Origin of the sequence: Rugamonas fusca, assembly GCF_014042365.1 — a bacterium.
Classification (GTDB): Bacteria; Pseudomonadota; Gammaproteobacteria; order Burkholderiales; family Burkholderiaceae_D; genus Rugamonas; species Rugamonas fusca.
Genome location: NZ_JACEZS010000007.1, coordinates 104,181 through 120,234 on the forward strand (window position 1 = coordinate 104,181; position 16,054 = coordinate 120,234).

Sequence of the window (16,054 nt, forward strand, 5' to 3'; positions counted from 1 at the left end):
CAAACACCGTTACCGGGCGGGCGTCTCAGTGCGCCTCGTCCCAATTCTTGCCGACCCCTACTTCGGCCGTCAGCGGCACTTTCAGCGCGGCCACGCCAGCCATCAGGCGCGGCAACTGCTCGCGCACCAGGGCCAGTTCCACGTCCGGCACTTCCAGCACCAGTTCATCGTGCACCTGCATGATCATCTTCGTTTGCAGGGCATCGCGCTCCAGCCAGCCCTGCACGGCGATCATGGCCAGCTTGATCAAATCGGCCGCCGTGCCCTGCATGGGCGCGTTGATGGCGGCCCGTTCCGCGCCCTGGCGGCGCGGGCCGTTGGGCGAATTGATTTCGGGCAGCCACAGGCGGCGGCCGAACACCGTCTCCACGTAGCCGCGCGCCTTCGCTTGCGCGCGCGTGTCTTCCATGTACTGCTTGACGCCGGAGAAGCGGGCGAAATAGCGGTCGATATAGCTTTGCGCCGCGCCCCGCTCGATGCCCAGGTTGGACGCCAGGCCGAACGCGCTCATGCCGTAGATCAGGCCGAAGTTGATCACCTTGGCGTAACGCCGCTGCTCGCTCGACACTTCGTCGGCCGGCACGCCGAAGATTTCCCCGGCCGTGGCGCGGTGGATGTCCACGCCCTCGGCGAAGGCGCGCAGCATGTTCTCGTCGCCCGAGATGTGGGCCATGATGCGCAACTCGATCTGCGAATAGTCGGCCGACACGATATGGCAGCCGGCCGGCGCCACGAACGCTTCGCGGATGCGGCGGCCTTCCTTGGTGCGGATCGGGATGTTCTGCAGGTTCGGATCATTGGAGGCCAGCCGGCCCGTCACGGCCACGGCCTGGGCGTAGTTGGTGTGCACCCGGCCCGTGTGCGGGTTGATCATCTTGGGCAGCTTGTCCGTGTAGGTGGACTTGAGCTTGGACAGGCTGCGGTATTCGAGCAGCACCTTCGGCAGCGGATAATCCTCGGCCAGCTTTTGCAGCACTTCCTCGTCCGTTGACGGCGCGCCGCTCGGCGTCTTTTTCACCACCGGCAGCTTGAGCTTGTCGAAAAAGATGTCGCCGATCTGCTTGGGCGAGCCGAGGTTGAACGGCTGCCCGGCCAGTTCATGCGCCTTCAGCTCCAGTTCCGCCACGCGCGCGCCCAGCTCGGCCGACTGGGTGGCCAGCAGGCCGGCGTCGATCATCACGCCGTTGCGCTCGATCTTTTGCAGCACCACGGCCGTCGGCAGTTCGATGGCGCGGTAGATATGGTTCAGCTTCTCGTCGCCTTCCACCTTGCCGATCATGTGCTGGTGCAGGCGCAGCGTGATGTCCGCGTCCTCGGCCGCGTAGGCCGTGGCGCGGCCCAGTTCCACCTGGTCGAAGGTGATCTGGCTGGCGCCCTTGCCGCATACGTCGGTGAAGGGAATCGTGGTCACGTTCAGGTGGCGCAGCGCCAGGCTGTCCATGTCGTGCGGGCGGTGCGACTCGAATACATACGATTCGAGCAGCGTGTCGTGCACGATGCCGCGCAACTGCACGCCATGGTTGGCGAAGATGTGGCTGTCGTACTTGAGGTTCTGGCCCACCTTGGGCTTGTTCTCGTCTTCCAGCCACGGCTTCAGGCGCGCCAGCACGTGCTCGCGCGACAGCTGTTGCGGCACGCCAGCGTAGGCGTGGGCGACGGGGATGTAGCACGCCACGCCCGGCTCCACGGACAGCGAAATGCCGACCAGCTGGGCCGTCATCGGATCGAGCGACGTGGTTTCCGTATCGACGGCCGTGAGCGCGGCCGCGTCGATCACGGCCAGCCAGTGCTCCAGTTGGGCGTCCGTCAGCACGGTGTCGTAGCGCAGCTCGGCGGGGGCCTCCGCGAACATATCCTCCGTGACGCCACCGGCCACTGCCACGGCGGCAGCAGCGGCAGCCGGCGCGGCCTTGCCGCTGGCCGCGCTCAACTCGCGCTGCAAGGTCTTGAAGCCATACCTGGTGAAGAAGGCCAGCAGCGTCTCCACGTCCTCCGGCCGCGCCACCAGCGACTCCGTGATGGTGCTCATGTGGCCGGACAGGTCGCAGTCCGTCTTCACGGTGATCAGCTGGCGTCCGCGCGGCAGCCACTCGAGCGCCTTGCGCAGGTTCTCGCCCACGGCGCCGCCCACGCTGGCCGCGTTGGCCATTACGCCATCGAGGCTGTCGTACTGGGTCAGCCACTTGAGGGCCGTCTTGGGGCCGCACTTGTGCACGCCGGGCACGTTGTCGACCGTGTCGCCGATCAGGGTCAGGTAATCGATGATGCGGTTGGGCGGCACGCCGAACTTGGCCAGCACGCCGGCCTGGTCCAGCTTCTCGTTGCTCATGGTGTTGATCAGCGTGACGTGCTCGTTGACCAGCTGGGCCAGGTCCTTGTCGCCGGTGGACACCACCACGTCCATCCCAGCCTGGGCCGCCTGCACGGCCAGCGTGCCGATCACGTCGTCCGCCTCCACCCCCTCGACCATCAGGATCGGCCAGCCCATGGCCTTGACGGCTTCGTGGATCGGTTCGATCTGCAAGCGCAAGTCGTCCGGCATGGAAGCGCGCGTGGCCTTGTATTCGGGGTACATCTCATCGCGGAAGGTCTTGCCCTTGGCGTCGAACACGCAGGCGATGAAGGCGGCCGGATAGTCGGCCCGCAGGCGGCGCAGCATGTTGACCATGCCGTGCATGGCGCCGGTCGGGTAGCCGTCCGGGCTGCGCAGGTCGGGCAGCGCGTGGAAGGCGCGGTAAAGGTAACTGGAACCGTCAACTAACAGCAGGGTTTTATGCATAATGCCGAGAAAAATGGGGACGCGCGCGCGGGCGAAACAGGCATTATCGCAGACTTTACGGCCCCCATCGCCCTCATTGCATCATTTCCAGAAAGACAATGAAACAACAGCCGCACGCCCTGATCGCGGCTGGAAATGACGCTTTAGAAACAGCTAAGCGTGTCTGTTTGTTACAATGGGTTCTGACACTGATTTCATCCCGTTTTGACAGGCGACCCCACCATGATGCGCACCTCCACTCTCTGGCAAGTCCTCCTTCTGGCGCTGTGCGCGCAGGTGGGCGTGGCCAGTGCCCAGACGCCCGCTGCCAGCACCCCGCCCAAGCTCGAAAAAATCGAGGAAGTGGCGGACGACCCGATCACGGTCAACGCCAAGCCGGCAGCGGCCGAGAAAAAGATCACCGAGAAGCGCGAAGGCGGCCGGGTGACCGAAGCCAAGGTCAAGAGCGGCAAGAGCACCTACACGGTCAAGCCCAACATCCCGGTCGGCAGCGCCTTGCCGGGCGACGCCATGGGCAGCGCCAACCGCGGCCCCAACTGGACCGTGATGGAATTTGACATCGGCAAGAAAAAGAAGAAAACCCCGGAGGAAGAAGCGGCCGACACCAGCGTGCCGCCGCCACCGCCGCCGGCCAAGCAATAAGCCTTTTCGCCGCGCCCCGTGCGACCCGGGGCGCGCCCACCGACCCTCACCCCTGACACTCATGGCAGTTTTTACCCCGGTCACGCTGGACGATATCAGCCAGTGGATCCAGCAATTCCCCCTTGGCAAGGCGCTGGCCATCAAAGGCATCGCCTCCGGCATTGAAAACAGCAATTTCTTCCTGACCACCGAGCGCGGCGAATACGTGCTCACCATCTTCGAGAATCTGTCGTTCGAGCAGCTGCCGTTCTACCTGCGCCTGATGGACCACCTGGCCACCCGTGGCGTGCTGGTGCCGGCGCCCGTGGCCACCAACGCCGGTGAGCTGCTGGCGCCGCTGCACGGCAAGCCGGCCGCCATCGTCAGCAAGCTCGAAGGCCGTTCGCAGATGGACCCGCAACCCGTGCATTGCGCGGCCGTGGGCGCCATGCTGGCGCGCATGCACCTGGCCGGGCTGGACTACCCGCTGCAGCAACCGAATTTGCGCGGCCTGGCGTGGTGGAACGAAACCACGCCGCTGGTGCTGCCTTACCTGTCGGACGACAGCGCCCACCTGCTGCGGTCCGAGATGCATTTCCAGCAGGCGTACGCCGGCTGCGAGACCTACCACCAGTTGCAGCGTGGCCCCGTGCACGCCGACCTGTTCCGCAACAACGTCATGTTCGACGGTGAACGGCTGACCGGCTTCTTCGACTTCTATTTCGCCGGCTGCGACACCTGGCTGTTCGACGTGGCCGTCACCGTCAACGACTGGTGCATCAACCTCGATACGGGCGTGCTGGACGAAGCCCGCGTGCGCGCCATGCTGGACGCCTACCATGCCGTGCGCCCGTTCACGGCGGCCGAGCAGGCGGCCTGGCAACCGATGCTGCGCGCCGCCGCGCTGCGCTTCTGGCTGTCGCGCCTGTATGACTTCTACCAGCCGCGCGAGGCGGAAATGCTCACGCCGCACGACCCCACGCATTTCGAGCGCATCCTGCGCGAACGCATCGCCACGCCGGCGCCGGGCCTGACCGGATGAACAAGCTGCCCGCAAGTACCGGCTGGCTGTGGGTGAAACAGGGCGTGGTCCTGTTCCGCCAGCAGCCGGCTGCGCTCTCGACGCTGCTGCTGGGCTCCATGTTCATCTCGCTGCTGGCCAGCGTGGTGCCGCTGCTGGGGCAGTTCATGCCGGTGATCCTGGTGCCCGTGTTCTCCGTCGCCTTCATGCAGGCCTGCCTGGACATTGAACGGGGCCAGCGCATCGTGCCGGCCCGCTTGCTGACGGGCTTTCACAAGCCGGCCGTGGGCACGCTGCTCAAACTGGGGGTGCTGTACCTGTGCGCGGCCGCGCTGGCCCTGGGCGCCTCGGCGCTGGCCGACGGCGGCGTGCTGTTCCAGCTGATCACGGGCCAGATCGAAGCGAACGCCGACACGGCCCAGCAACTGAAGGAAGCCAACCTCGGCGGCGCCATGCTGCTCGCGTGCGCCGTCTACATCCCGGCCGCGATGGCGTTCTGCTTCGCCGCGCCGCTGATCTACTGGCAGAAAATGGCGCTCGGCAAAGCCATCTTCTACAGCTTCTTTTCCGTGCTGCGCGCGCTCAAGGCCTTCATCGTCTTCGCGCTGGGCTGGTTCGCCATCACGGCCACGGTGAGCGAAGTGGTGCTGATGCTGATGGGTCGCAGCCAGGTGGCCCTGCTGGTACTGCTGCCGCTGTCCGTGATCCTGACGGTGCTGCTGCATTGCTCGTTCTACGCCAGCTACCGGCAAATTTTCGGCCTGCCGGCCGAGCCGCAGGAACAGCCGCCGGCCGCGCAGTAGCGCGTTAGCGGTGAACTGGCCTTACTGGCAGCGGATTGCGATGTCGTTCTGGCCGACATGCGTGCCCTTGCGATAGGTGAAAGTGCAGACCTGGATACTGTCGTCCAGCCTTTGGGACAGTGTTACCTGGTCAGATTCGCCATAGGTACAGGCGAGCCACTTTCCTTCAGGGAATTTCCCGTCCAACTGGTAAGTAGAGGTCCATGTGTTCTTGCCGCGCTTTTGCTTGAAGTCGGCAAGCTCGCCCAATTGTTCCGGCGGCCCACTCATAGGCGCTGCTCCATGAAGATACAACGGTGAGCCGACAAACGCGGCCCAACTTGACGGCGCGTCAAGGATCTGGATGGATTTTTCCTGGATGGACTTCGGGCATTCGGGCACCACCGCAGCGGCGCCGGCCATAGATTGAAACAGGGCCATCGTTGCTGCGCACAAGGTCGGCGGTAGCAATTTCATGTTAAGCCTCATTCGATAACAAAAAACGCATCCGCATTATCGCTCGCGTGAATAAAATTACCTTTCGCGTCCTTCCCTTGGGAACGAATCAGCCGCACCGATATCTTGGTCTTGCTGGCGGCCTTCCATTGGTCGGCGATGTAGATACCTCCGATTCCCTGCTTGATGTATAACGCCGCATGATTACCATGACGGTGGTTGGCGTAGCGGCCATTCACAAAAGTCGCGATTGCGGTGCCGGACTTCAGCATCGCGTTCCCGACAACCGCGTCACCCTGGCGCCAGTTGGCAGTCGTAGGTGCACCCGCATATTCTTGCACGAGCGCAACACATTGATGACTGCCTACCACAGGCTTATCTTTCAGTTCCGCTGCCTTCGGATAAACGCAGGACATTTCCGGCCTCCTCATCCCATTTGGTTAGATAAGGCCCCAAGCTACAACCGTCCAGTAATCAGCTTCTTATACAAGAACAAACAGCACCCATCTACAAACCTGGTCTTGAGTGGTATCAAATGGACCACGCAGCCAACTGCCGGAAATGGTCCCGCCAGCCGTGCACGCGATCCTACACGTCAACGCGCCAGGCGCTCCAGCTTGGCCACGCTCAGGTCCAGCACCTTCATGCCGTGGCTGCCGAAGTTGATCTGCGCGCGCGCGTTGCCGCCGCTGCCTTCGATGTTGACGATCACGCCTTCGCCGAATTTGCCATGCGCGACCGATTCGCCGATGCGCCAGCCATTGCCGGCCGATTTCTGCGCGATCTTCTGGGCGATGGCGTTGTCCGATCCCACCAGCGGCACGGCGTCGTCCCACGCCGACTTGCGGTTGTTGGAGGCGAACCAGTGCGACTGCACCTTGGGCGACAGCCACTTGAGCGATTCCTCCGGCAGCTCGTCGAAGAAGCGCGACTTCATGTTGTAGCGGGTCTGGCCGTGCAGCATGCGGGTCTGCGCGAAGCTCATGTAAAGCCGCTTGCGCGCGCGCGTGATGGCCACGTACATCAGGCGCCGCTCCTCCTCGATGCCGCCATCCTCGCGCGAGCTGCTCTCGTGCGGGAACAAGCCCTCCTCCAGGCCCGTGATGAACACGTTGTCAAATTCCAGGCCCTTGGCCGAGTGCACCGTCATCATCTGCAACGCATCCTGGCCGGCCTGCGCCTGGTTGTCGCCGGCCTCCAGCGAGGCGTGCGACAGGAAGGCCGACAGCGGCGACATCACGGTCGGCAGCGGCGCGTCGGCGTCATAGATTTCCACGCCATCGGCGTTGACGATGGCGTCGCCCGCCTGCGCCTGCGCCTTCGGTCCCATGTGGGCCGGCGCACCCTGGCCGTAGCCTTCCTCGGACACGAACTGGGTGGCGGCGCTGACCATCTGCTCCAGGTTTTCGATGCGGTCGGCGCCTTCCTTCTCGGTCTGGTAATGGGTCAGCAGACCGCTCATCTCCAGCGTCACGCGCACCAGCTCCGGCAGCGCCATCTGCTGCGTCTCGAAACGGGCGCCTTCGATCAGGCGCACGAAACCGCCCAGCGAGCTGCCCGCCTTGCCCGCCACGTAAGGCACGGCCGCGTACAGCGAAATGCCGTGCTGCTCGGCCGCCGCCTGCAACTGCTCGATCGAGCGCAGGCCGATGCCGCGCGTGGGGAAGTTCACCACGCGCAGGAAGGCCGAGTCGTTGTGCGGGTTGTCCATCAGCTGCAGGTAGGCGATGGCGTGCTTGACCTCGGCGCGCTGGAAATAGCGCAGCCCCCCGTACACATGGTACGGAATGCCGGCCGAGAACAGCGCATGCTCGATCACGCGCGACTGCGCATTGGAGCGGTACAGCACGGCGATCTCGCTGCGCGACACGCCGTCCGCGATCAGGTTCTTGGACTCCTCGATGATCCACTGGGCTTCGGCCAGGTCGGAGCTGGCCTCGTACACGCGCACCGGCTCGCCGTGGCCGGCGTCGGTGCGCAGGTTCTTGCCCAGGCGCTTGCTGTTATTGGCGATCAGCATATTGGCCGCATCGAGGATGTGGCCGTGCGAGCGGTAGTTCTGTTCCAGCTTGATCAGGTTCTGCACCTTGAACTCGCGCTCGAACGCGCTCATGTTGCCCACGTTGGCGCCGCGGAAGGCGTAGATGCTCTGGTCATCGTCGCCCACGGCGAACAGCGCGCCGCCGCCCTGGCTGCCATGGCCGGCCATCAGCTTGAGCCAGTTGTATTGCAGGTTGTTGGTATCCTGGAACTCGTCCACCAGGATGTGCTTGAAGCGCTGCTGGTAATGCTCGCGCAAGGGCTGGTTACGGCTCAGCAGCTCGTAGGTGCGCAGCAGCAGTTCAGCGAAATCGACCACGCCTTCGCGCTGGCACTGGTCGTCGTACAGCTGGTACAGCTCGACCTTCTTGCGCTCGTCCGGGCCATACGGGTCGATCTGGCTGGCGCGCAGGCCCTGCTCCTTGGCGCCGTTGATGAAGTACTGCACCTCCTTGGGCGGGAACTTCTCGTCGTCCACGTTGTTCGCCTTGAGCAGGCGCTTGATGACGGACAGCTGGTCCTGCGAATCGAGAATCTGGAAGGTCTGCGGCAGCGCCGCGTCGCGGTAGTGGGTGCGCAGCAGGCGGTTGCACAAGCCGTGGAAGGTCCCGATCCACATGCCGCGCGTATTGATCGGCAACATGGCCGACAGGCGCGTCATCATTTCCTTGGCCGCCTTGTTGGTGAAGGTCACGGCCAGGATGCCGGCCGGCGACACCTGGCCGGTCTGGATCAGCCACGCGATGCGGGTGGTCAGCACGCGCGTCTTGCCAGACCCGGCGCCGGCCAGGATCAGGGCGCTCTGGGGCGGCAGCGTGACGGCGGCCAGTTGTTCGGGATTGAGGTTGTGGAGGAGATTTTGCATCCCGTGATTATACCGGGCCGGCGCGCCAGTGCTGGGGTTTTATACAGTCCACGACACTGGCGCCGCCGGCCCGCCGGGTCAGTACAGCACCACCGAGCGGATCGATTCGCCCGACTTCATCAGGTCGAAGCCTTCGTTGATGCGCTCCAGCGGCAGCCGGTGCGTGATCAGGTCATCGATATTGAGCTTGCCTTCCATGTACCAATCCACGATCTTGGGCACGTCCGTGCGCCCGCGTGCGCCGCCGAACGCCGAACCTTTCCACACCCGGCCCGTCACCAGCTGGAACGGGCGGGTGGCGATTTCCTCGCCGGCCGCCGCCACGCCGATGATGATGGACTGGCCCCAGCCCTTGTGGCAGCACTCGAGCGCCTGGCGCATGGTGGTGGTGTTGCCGATGCATTCAAAGCTGTAGTCGGCGCCGCCGTCGGTCAGCTGGACGATGGCGTCCACCACGTTCTCCACCTTGGAAGGATTGATGAAGTGGGTCATGCCGAACTTGCGCGCCATGGCCTCGCGGGCCGGATTGAGGTCGACCCCGATGATCTTGTCCGCGCCCACCATGCGCGCGGCCTGGATCACGTTCAGACCAATGCCACCCAGGCCGAACACCACCACGTTGGCGCCCGCCTCCACCTTGGCCGTGAACAGCACGGCGCCCACGCCCGTGGTCACGCCGCAGCCGATGTAGCACACCTTGTCGAACGGCGCGTCCGGGCGAATTTTCGCCAGCGCGATCTCCGGCACCACGATGTAGTTGGAGAAGGTGGAGGTGCCCATGTAGTGGAAGATCGGCTTGCCGTCCAGCGAGAAACGGCTGGTGGCGTCGGGCATCAGGCCGCGGCCCTGGGTGGCGCGAATCGACTGGCACAGGTTGGTCTTGCGCGACAGGCAGAATTTGCACTGGCGGCATTCCGGCGTGTAGAGCGGGATCACGTGGTCGTCGCGCTGCAGGCTTTTCACGCCCGGCCCCACGTCGACCACCACGCCGGCGCCCTCGTGGCCCAGGATGGCGGGGAAGATGCCTTCCGGGTCGGCGCCCGACAGCGTGTAGTAATCCGTGTGGCAGATGCCGGTGGCCTTGATCTCGACCAGCACCTCGCCCTCGCGCGGGCCGCCCAGCTCCACTTCCTCGATCGTCAGCGGCTGGCCCGCCTTCCATGCAACGGCAGCTTTGGTTTTCATGTGTTCGTCCTTGTTGGCGTTAGTCGGCGATCCGGCAGGGCCGGTGCGCCATCATAGCAAATGGCCAACGTGAACGAAACGTCAGTACGCAGGCTGGGCCTCCATTGCCAATGACGGGATCTCCATCAGTCGCGACACGGTCAGCCACAGCTGGCGCGGCGACGTCCACGGTTTGGGCAAGAACGCCATGGCCTGGCCGTCGCGCTCCGGCTGGCGCGCCGAATACAGCAGCACGGGGGTGGCGCGCTGCTGTTCGCCCAACAAGTCCAGCAAGGCCGCGCCGTCACCGTCGGGCAGATCCGGGTCCAGCACCACCAGCGCGAAACGCCCGCTGCCGACGGCCCGCATCGCGGCATCCAGCGTGCCGGCGTGGGTGACCTGGGTTTCCGGCACCAGCAGCGTGGCCAGCACCAGCGCCGTTTCGTGGTCGCCGTCCACATGCAGCACGCGCGGCGTGGCGCCATGCGCGCACAGGTCGTCATGGACGGCATGGGCCTGGTCCAGCTGCAGCGGGGTGGTGCAGAACAGTGCGGGCGCACCGGCTGGCTTGTTCGACATGGCATCTCTCCGGCGAAAAATGGTCGGTCGGTCCCGCGCACGCGGCAGCCGCGCGGCGCAAGCGCGCACTGCGACACATGGCACGGAAACGGTTCGGCGGAGCTGGGCCGGACTGGAAGGGCGGCGCGGGGAACGGGCGGCCGCGGGATCAGGCAGCGAAGGCGGGTCAGGGTCTCGCTGCACAAAGGCGGAGTGGCCAATTGTTACAGCCACGGGTTTTCATCTTACAACAAAACGGGGGGCCGGCAAGTACGCGACCGGCCCGGCGTTTACTTTTTGAGACGGTTGTTGAACGCCGCGTGCAGGCTGTTCAGGGTTTCCTCGGCCGACAGCAGCTGGTCGGCCACTTCGTTGACCTTGCGCCGGCTGGAGCGGGCGTGGTCGCGCAGCACTTCGAAGGCCGTGTTGCGGTCGGTCTGGAATTTGCACATCAGCAGGCCCACGGCCAAGCTGGTTTCGCGCCCGGCCGCCAGTGCCGCGTTCAGGTTCAGTTCCGTGCGGCGCAGCTGGCGGATCTCGTCGGCGCGCGCCAGGCCAGCCGCGAAGGCCGGCATCAAATGCTTCTCGTCGACCGGCTTGACGAGGAACCCGACGGCGCCGTAGGCCGCCGCCTGCTTGCCGGCGTCCGCGTCGCCGCGCCCGGACAGGAACATGAACGGCACGGACGTCTGGGCGTGCAGGCGCTTGGCCAGTTCCAGGCCATTCATGCCGGGCATGTGGATATCGAGCAGGGCCAGGTCCGGTTCGCGCTGGGCGATCAGTTGCAAGGCTTGCTCGGACGAGGAAGCCTGCTGCGTGTCGTACCCGGCGTGGCGCAGCACCTCGCCCAGGTAATCGAGCAGCAGTTGGTCGTCGTCGACGATCAGTATCAGTCGCTTAGCGCTGGCGGAGACGTTCATGGGGCGGATCCGTGGACAAGTAAACGCCTGAATTATAAGACGTAACGGCCCACGGGTTACCAGCGTGTCGACAAGTCCGTTGTTAATCAGCCAAGAACAGCGCCCGGAAGCGGTGCACGGCGGCGGCCGGATCGTCGGCCAGGTACACGCTGCTGATGGCGGCCACCATGTTGGTGCCGCGCGCCACCAGCGGCGCCGCGTTCTCGGGCGTCATGCCGCCGATGACGACGGTGGGCACCGTGATCACGGCGCGCGCCTCGTCCAGGATGGCGGGTGCCGTCGTGACGGCGTACTGCTTGACGCGCGATGGATAGAAGCCGCCGAACGCCACGTAGCTGGCGCCAGCCGCCTGCGCCGCCAGCGCGCGCGGCAGGTCGCCGTAGCAGGAGGCGCCGACGATCTTGTCCGGCCCCACGGCGGCGCGCACCTCGGCCAGCGAGGCGTCGGTGCCGCCCACGTGGATGCCGTCGGCGTCGAGCGCACGGCACAGGTCCACATGGTCGTTGATGATCAGTGGCACCCCGTGGCGGCGGCACAGCGCCAGCAGGGCCGCGCCCTGCTCCGCGCGCAGCGCCGGGCTGGCGTCCTTGTGGCGGTACTGCAGCAGCGCCACGCCGGCGCCCAGCGCCTGTTCCGTCACGGCCAGCAGCCGTTCCGTATCGTCCCAGTTGGGGGTGACCAGATAAAGTCCTTGCATAGTGCTTCCTCTCAAAACCGTGTTACGTCCCCGATTTTTCTCTTGATCAAAATCGGGGACGTAACACGATTATTCTTTTGGTTAACGTAGCGGGATGCGCTGGCCCGCGGCGATCGGATACGACGCTTCCAGCGCGTGGTGGCAGAACAACTGCGCCCGTTCCAGCGCCACCGCCATCGGCATCTGCTGCGCCAGCAGGCCGGCAATCGACGAGGCCAGGGTGCAGCCGCTGCCGTGAAAGCCGCCGGGCAGGCGCGGCCAGCGCCATTGCTGCTCGCGCTCCGGACCGTACCAGCGGTTGACGACCTGTTCGCCGTCGTCGTGGCCGCCCGTGATCAGCACGTGCTGGCAGCCACGCGCGCGCAGCACGCGCGCCTGCGCGGCCGGCGTGTCCGCGCCGCTCAGGGCGCGCGCTTCCGGGCCATTGGGCGTGAGCACCGTCACCAGCGGCAGCAGCGGCGCCAGCGCCTGCGCCGCGTCGTCGCGCGACAGCAGGTCGCCGTGGCCGCTGGCCAGCACCGGGTCCAGCACCACGGGCAGGTCCGGCTGGCGCGCGCGCAGGCGCAGGATCAGCGTGGCGATGGCTTGCGCGTTGGCGGCGCTGCCCGTAATGCCGATCTTGACGGCGGCGATCGCGATCTTCGCCGCCAGCACGTCGGCCTGGCGCAGCACCATGGCGCTGTCGACCGGCTGCACGTGGTAGACGCGGTCGTTGTCCTGCGCCGTCAGCGCCGTGACCACCGTCAGCGCATGGGCGCCCTGGCCGGCCACGGCCTGCAGGTCGGCCGCGATGCCGGCGCCGCCGGACGGGTCGACGCCGGCCAGCACCAGCACGCAAGCCCGCTCATCGGGACCACGCACTGGCAGCGCCGCGGCGGGCGCAGTGGCTGGCCCGCACCGGCCCGTGGCGGCGTATTGCGTCATGCCAGCCGGCCGGCCATCGGCGACGATGGCGAGGCGGCGAAGCGTTTCGGAATGCGGCCGGCCAGGTAAGCCTCGCGACCGGCCTGCACGCCGAGACGCATGGCGCGCGCCATGCGCACCGGGTCCTGGGCGCCGGCGATGGCGGTGTTCATCAGCACGCCGTCGCAGCCCAGTTCCATGGCGATGGCGGCGTCCGACGCCGTGCCCACACCGGCATCCACCAGCACCGGCACCGTGGCCTGCTCGATGATCAGCGACAGGTTCCACGGGTTCAGGATGCCCATGCCCGAACCGATCAGCGAGGCCAGCGGCATCACGGCCACGCAACCGATGCTGGCCAACAGCCTGGCCTGGATCGGATCGTCGCTGCAATAGACCATCACGTCGAAGCCGTCGCGCACCAGCGCCTCGGCCGCGACCAGGGTCTCCGGCATGTGCGGGAACAGCGTCTTCTCGTCGCCCAGCACTTCCAGCTTGACCAGCTTGTGCCCGCCCAGCAGTTCACGCGCCATCTGCAGCGTGTAGACGGCGTCCTTGGCCGTGTAGCAGCCGGCCGTGTTGGGCAGGATGGTGTACTGCGACGGCGGCAGCACGTCCAGCAGGCTGGGCGCCTTGGGGTCCTGGCCGATGTTGACGCGGCGGATGGCCACCGTGATGATCTCGGCGCCGGCCGCGTCGGTTGCTTCCTTCGTCTGCGCCAGGTCCTTGTATTTGCCGCTGCCCACCAGCAGGCGCGAGTTGTAGGTCTTGCCCGCGATGGTCAGCAGGTCTTGGTTCTGCTCTTGCATATTCATAGTCCTTAGTCGTCCTTGGTTAGCCGCCGCCGATGGCGCGCACGATGTCCACCTTGTCCTGCGCCTGCAGCAGGCGCTCGCGCCATTGCTGGCGCGGCACCACCGTGCGGTTGATGGCCAGCGCCAGCGCCTGGCCCGTCAACTCCAGCGCGTCGACCAGGTCGTGCGCCGTGTGGCCGGCCGGCACGCTGTGCGGCGCGCCGTTCAGTTCTATCGCGATCATGGCCGCCTCACAGCTTGCGATACAGCTCGGCGCCGTTCTTGACGAACTCGATGGCCTTGGTCTGCATGCCCTGCTCCAGCGCCGCCTTGTCGTCGATGCCGCCGTTGGCCGCCGCGAATTCGCGCACTTCCTGGGTGATCTTCATCGAGCAGAAATGCGGGCCGCACATGGAGCAGAAGTGCGCCACCTTGGCCGAATCCTTGGGCAGGGTCTCGTCGTGGAATTCGCGCGCCTTGTCCGGGTCCAGGCCCAGGTTGAACTGGTCGTCCCAGCGGAACTCGAAGCGGGCCTTGGACAAGGCGTTGTCGCGGATCTGGGCGCCCGGATGGCCCTTGGCCAGGTCGGCTGCGTGGGCGGCGATCTTGTAGGTGATGATGCCGTCCTTGACGTCGTTCTTGTCGGGCAGGCCCAGGTGCTCCTTGGGCGTCACGTAGCACAGCATGGCCGTGCCGTACCAGCCGATCTGCGCGGCGCCGATGCCCGACGTGATGTGGTCGTAGCCGGGCGCGATGTCGGTCGTCAAAGGGCCCAGCGTGTAGAACGGCGCCTCGTGGCACTGCTCCAGTTGCAGGTCCATGTTCTCCTTGATCAGCTGCATGGGCACGTGGCCGGGGCCTTCGATCATCACCTGCACGTCGTGCTTCCAGGCGATCTGGGTCAGTTCGCCCAGCGTCTTCAGTTCGCCCAGCTGGGCTTCATCGTTGGCGTCGTAGATCGAGCCGGGGCGCAGGCCATCGCCCAGCGAGAACGACACGTCATAGGCCTTCATGATTTCGCAGATCTCTTCGAAGTGCGTGTACAGGAACGATTCCTTGTGGTGGGCCAGGCACCACTTGGCCATGATGGAGCCGCCGCGCGAGACGATGCCCGTCAGGCGCTTGGCCGTCATCGGCACGTAGCGCAGCAGCACGCCGGCGTGGATGGTGAAGTAATCGACGCCCTGCTCGGCCTGTTCGATCAGCGTGTCGCGGAAGATTTCCCACGTCAGGTCCTCGGCCTTGCCGTTGACCTTTTCCAGCGCCTGGTAGATCGGCACGGTGCCGATGGGGACCGGGCTGTTACGGATGATCCATTCGCGCGTCTCGTGGATATGCTTGCCGGTCGACAGGTCCATCACGTTGTCGCCGCCCCAGCGGATGGCCCAGGTCATCTTCTCCACTTCCTCGCCGATGGACGAGGTGACGGCCGAGTTGCCGATGTTGGCGTTGATCTTGACGAGGAAATTGCGGCCGATGATCATCGGCTCGATTTCCGGGTGGTTGATGTTGGCCGGGATGATGGCGCGGCCGCGGGCGATCTCGTCGCGCACGAATTCGGGCGTGATCTCGGCCGGGATGGCGGCGCCGTAGGCCTGGCCCGGATGCTGGCGGCCCATCAGGTCGGCCAGGCGCTGGCCCATGGGGCCGGAGGTCTTCAGGCTCTCGAGGTATTCCTTGCGGCGCAGGTTTTCGCGGATGGCGACGAACTCCATCTCGGGCGTGATGATGCCCTGGCGCGCGTAGTGCATCTGGGTGACATTCTTGCCAGCCTTGGCGCGGCGCGGCTGGCGGTGCAGGTTGAAGCGCAGCTCGGCCAGGGCCGGATCGGCCAGGCGCGCCTTGCCGTAGTCGGAGGTGGGGCCGTCCAGCTCCTCGGTGTCGTCGCGCTCCAGGATCCATGGCAGGCGCGGGGTGGAGGCGAGGCCGGAGCGGATGTCGATCTTGGCGTCGGGGTCGGTGTACGGGCCCGAGGTGTCGTACACATAGACGGGCGGATTGGCTTCAAAGCCGAACGAGGCCGGCGTGTCGGCCTGGGTGATCTCGCGCATCGGCACGCGGATGTCGGGGCGGCTGCCCTGCACATAGACCTTGCGCGAATTGGGCAGCGGCGCGATGGCGGCCTGGTCCACCGTGGCGGTGGCGGAGAGGAATTTCGGATTGGCGTTCAATTTGGCTCCTTGGTTAGCTACAGGAGCCAGCAAAGGAGGTGGGGATGGCGCTGATGATGGCCTGACGGCGGCCGGCGATATCCTGAGCTTCCCTTCGCTGGCATTATCCAGATCAGGTTCGGAGGGTATTTCTCACCCGCGCGGCGCTCAATCAATGGCGCTTTGCAGGACCCCTAGCGTGTGCCGCCCCACCAGACGGCGGGGCAGCGGATCGCATTATACCCCCGGCGCCGTCCAGCGCCAGCACCGGCGCGTAAAAAACGCCGCGCATACACACTATGCG

The 16,054-nt window shown here is 65.7% G+C and carries 15 protein-coding genes and 1 riboswitch; of the genes, 3 read left to right on the forward strand and 12 right to left on the reverse strand.

Annotated features, from left to right (window positions below; all coding sequences use genetic code 11):
* Positions 1 to 25: 25 nt before the first annotated feature.
* Positions 26 to 2,779, reverse strand: a complete 2,754-nt coding sequence (gene polA / locus H3H36_RS10140) for a DNA polymerase I (RefSeq protein WP_182216946.1) — start codon at positions 2,777 to 2,779, stop codon at positions 26 to 28.
* 222 nt (positions 2,780 to 3,001) lie between these two features.
* Between polA and H3H36_RS10145 the strand changes: the two genes are divergently transcribed.
* From H3H36_RS10145 to H3H36_RS10155, 3 genes are all read left to right on the forward strand, one after another.
* The gene (locus H3H36_RS10145) at positions 3,002 to 3,421 is read left to right on the forward strand and encodes a hypothetical protein (protein ID WP_182216948.1); all 420 of its coding nucleotides are present in this window, start codon (positions 3,002 to 3,004) and stop codon (positions 3,419 to 3,421) included.
* 61 nt (positions 3,422 to 3,482) lie between these two features.
* Positions 3,483 to 4,442 carry a homoserine kinase gene (locus H3H36_RS10150; RefSeq protein ID WP_182216950.1) on the forward strand — a complete coding sequence of 320 codons (960 nt, stop codon included), beginning with the start codon at positions 3,483 to 3,485 and terminating at the stop codon, positions 4,440 to 4,442.
* The gene (locus tag H3H36_RS10155) at positions 4,439 to 5,224 is read left to right on the forward strand and encodes a BPSS1780 family membrane protein (RefSeq protein WP_182216952.1); all 786 of its coding nucleotides are present in this window, start codon (positions 4,439 to 4,441) and stop codon (positions 5,222 to 5,224) included. Before H3H36_RS10150 ends, H3H36_RS10155 begins: the two co-directional genes overlap by 4 nt.
* 21 nt (positions 5,225 to 5,245) lie before the next feature.
* On the opposite strand, the gene H3H36_RS10160 is transcribed toward H3H36_RS10155, so the two are convergent.
* From H3H36_RS10160 to thiC, 11 genes are all read right to left on the reverse strand, one after another.
* Positions 5,246 to 5,680 carry an STY0301 family protein gene (locus tag H3H36_RS10160; RefSeq protein ID WP_182216954.1) on the reverse strand — a complete coding sequence of 145 codons (435 nt, stop codon included), beginning with the start codon at positions 5,678 to 5,680 and terminating at the stop codon, positions 5,246 to 5,248.
* Between the two features lie 8 nt (positions 5,681 to 5,688).
* Positions 5,689 to 6,075 carry a BPSL0067 family protein gene (locus tag H3H36_RS10165; RefSeq protein WP_182216956.1) on the reverse strand — a complete coding sequence of 129 codons (387 nt, stop codon included), beginning with the start codon at positions 6,073 to 6,075 and terminating at the stop codon, positions 5,689 to 5,691.
* Positions 6,076 to 6,254: 179 nt separating this feature from the next.
* Entirely contained in the window at positions 6,255 to 8,564 is a 2,310-nt protein-coding gene (locus H3H36_RS10170) for a UvrD-helicase domain-containing protein (RefSeq protein WP_182216959.1), read from the reverse strand.
* Positions 8,565 to 8,642: 78 nt separating this feature from the next.
* A complete protein-coding gene (locus tag H3H36_RS10175) occupies positions 8,643 to 9,749 on the reverse strand; it encodes an S-(hydroxymethyl)glutathione dehydrogenase/class III alcohol dehydrogenase (RefSeq protein ID WP_182216961.1) in 1,107 nt (368 codons plus the stop codon).
* A gap of 81 nt (positions 9,750 to 9,830) precedes the next feature.
* Complete coding sequence (locus tag H3H36_RS10180; RefSeq protein WP_182216976.1) at positions 9,831 to 10,307, reverse strand: response regulator; 477 nt, start codon at positions 10,305 to 10,307, stop codon at positions 9,831 to 9,833.
* 269 nt (positions 10,308 to 10,576) lie between these two features.
* Complete coding sequence (locus H3H36_RS10185; protein WP_182160421.1) at positions 10,577 to 11,206, reverse strand: ANTAR domain-containing response regulator; 630 nt, start codon at positions 11,204 to 11,206, stop codon at positions 10,577 to 10,579.
* An 82-nt stretch (positions 11,207 to 11,288) separates the two neighbouring features.
* Positions 11,289 to 11,903, reverse strand: a complete 615-nt coding sequence (thiE, locus tag H3H36_RS10190; protein ID WP_182216979.1) for a thiamine phosphate synthase — start codon at positions 11,901 to 11,903, stop codon at positions 11,289 to 11,291.
* An 81-nt stretch (positions 11,904 to 11,984) separates the two neighbouring features.
* Entirely contained in the window at positions 11,985 to 12,764 is a 780-nt protein-coding gene (thiD, locus tag H3H36_RS10195) for a bifunctional hydroxymethylpyrimidine kinase/phosphomethylpyrimidine kinase (protein ID WP_311196618.1), read from the reverse strand.
* 59 nt (positions 12,765 to 12,823) lie between these two features.
* Complete coding sequence (locus tag H3H36_RS10200) at positions 12,824 to 13,615, reverse strand: thiazole synthase (RefSeq protein WP_375539585.1); 792 nt, start codon at positions 13,613 to 13,615, stop codon at positions 12,824 to 12,826.
* A gap of 25 nt (positions 13,616 to 13,640) precedes the next feature.
* Positions 13,641 to 13,844: a sulfur carrier protein ThiS gene (gene thiS / locus H3H36_RS10205; protein WP_182216985.1), complete on the reverse strand. Its 204-nt coding sequence runs from the start codon at positions 13,842 to 13,844 to the stop codon at positions 13,641 to 13,643.
* A 7-nt stretch (positions 13,845 to 13,851) separates the two neighbouring features.
* Positions 13,852 to 15,771: a phosphomethylpyrimidine synthase ThiC gene (gene thiC / locus H3H36_RS10210; protein WP_182216986.1), complete on the reverse strand. Its 1,920-nt coding sequence runs from the start codon at positions 15,769 to 15,771 to the stop codon at positions 13,852 to 13,854.
* A 72-nt stretch (positions 15,772 to 15,843) separates the two neighbouring features.
* Positions 15,844 to 15,956, reverse strand: a riboswitch (TPP riboswitch).
* Positions 15,957 to 16,054 lie beyond the last annotated feature (98 nt).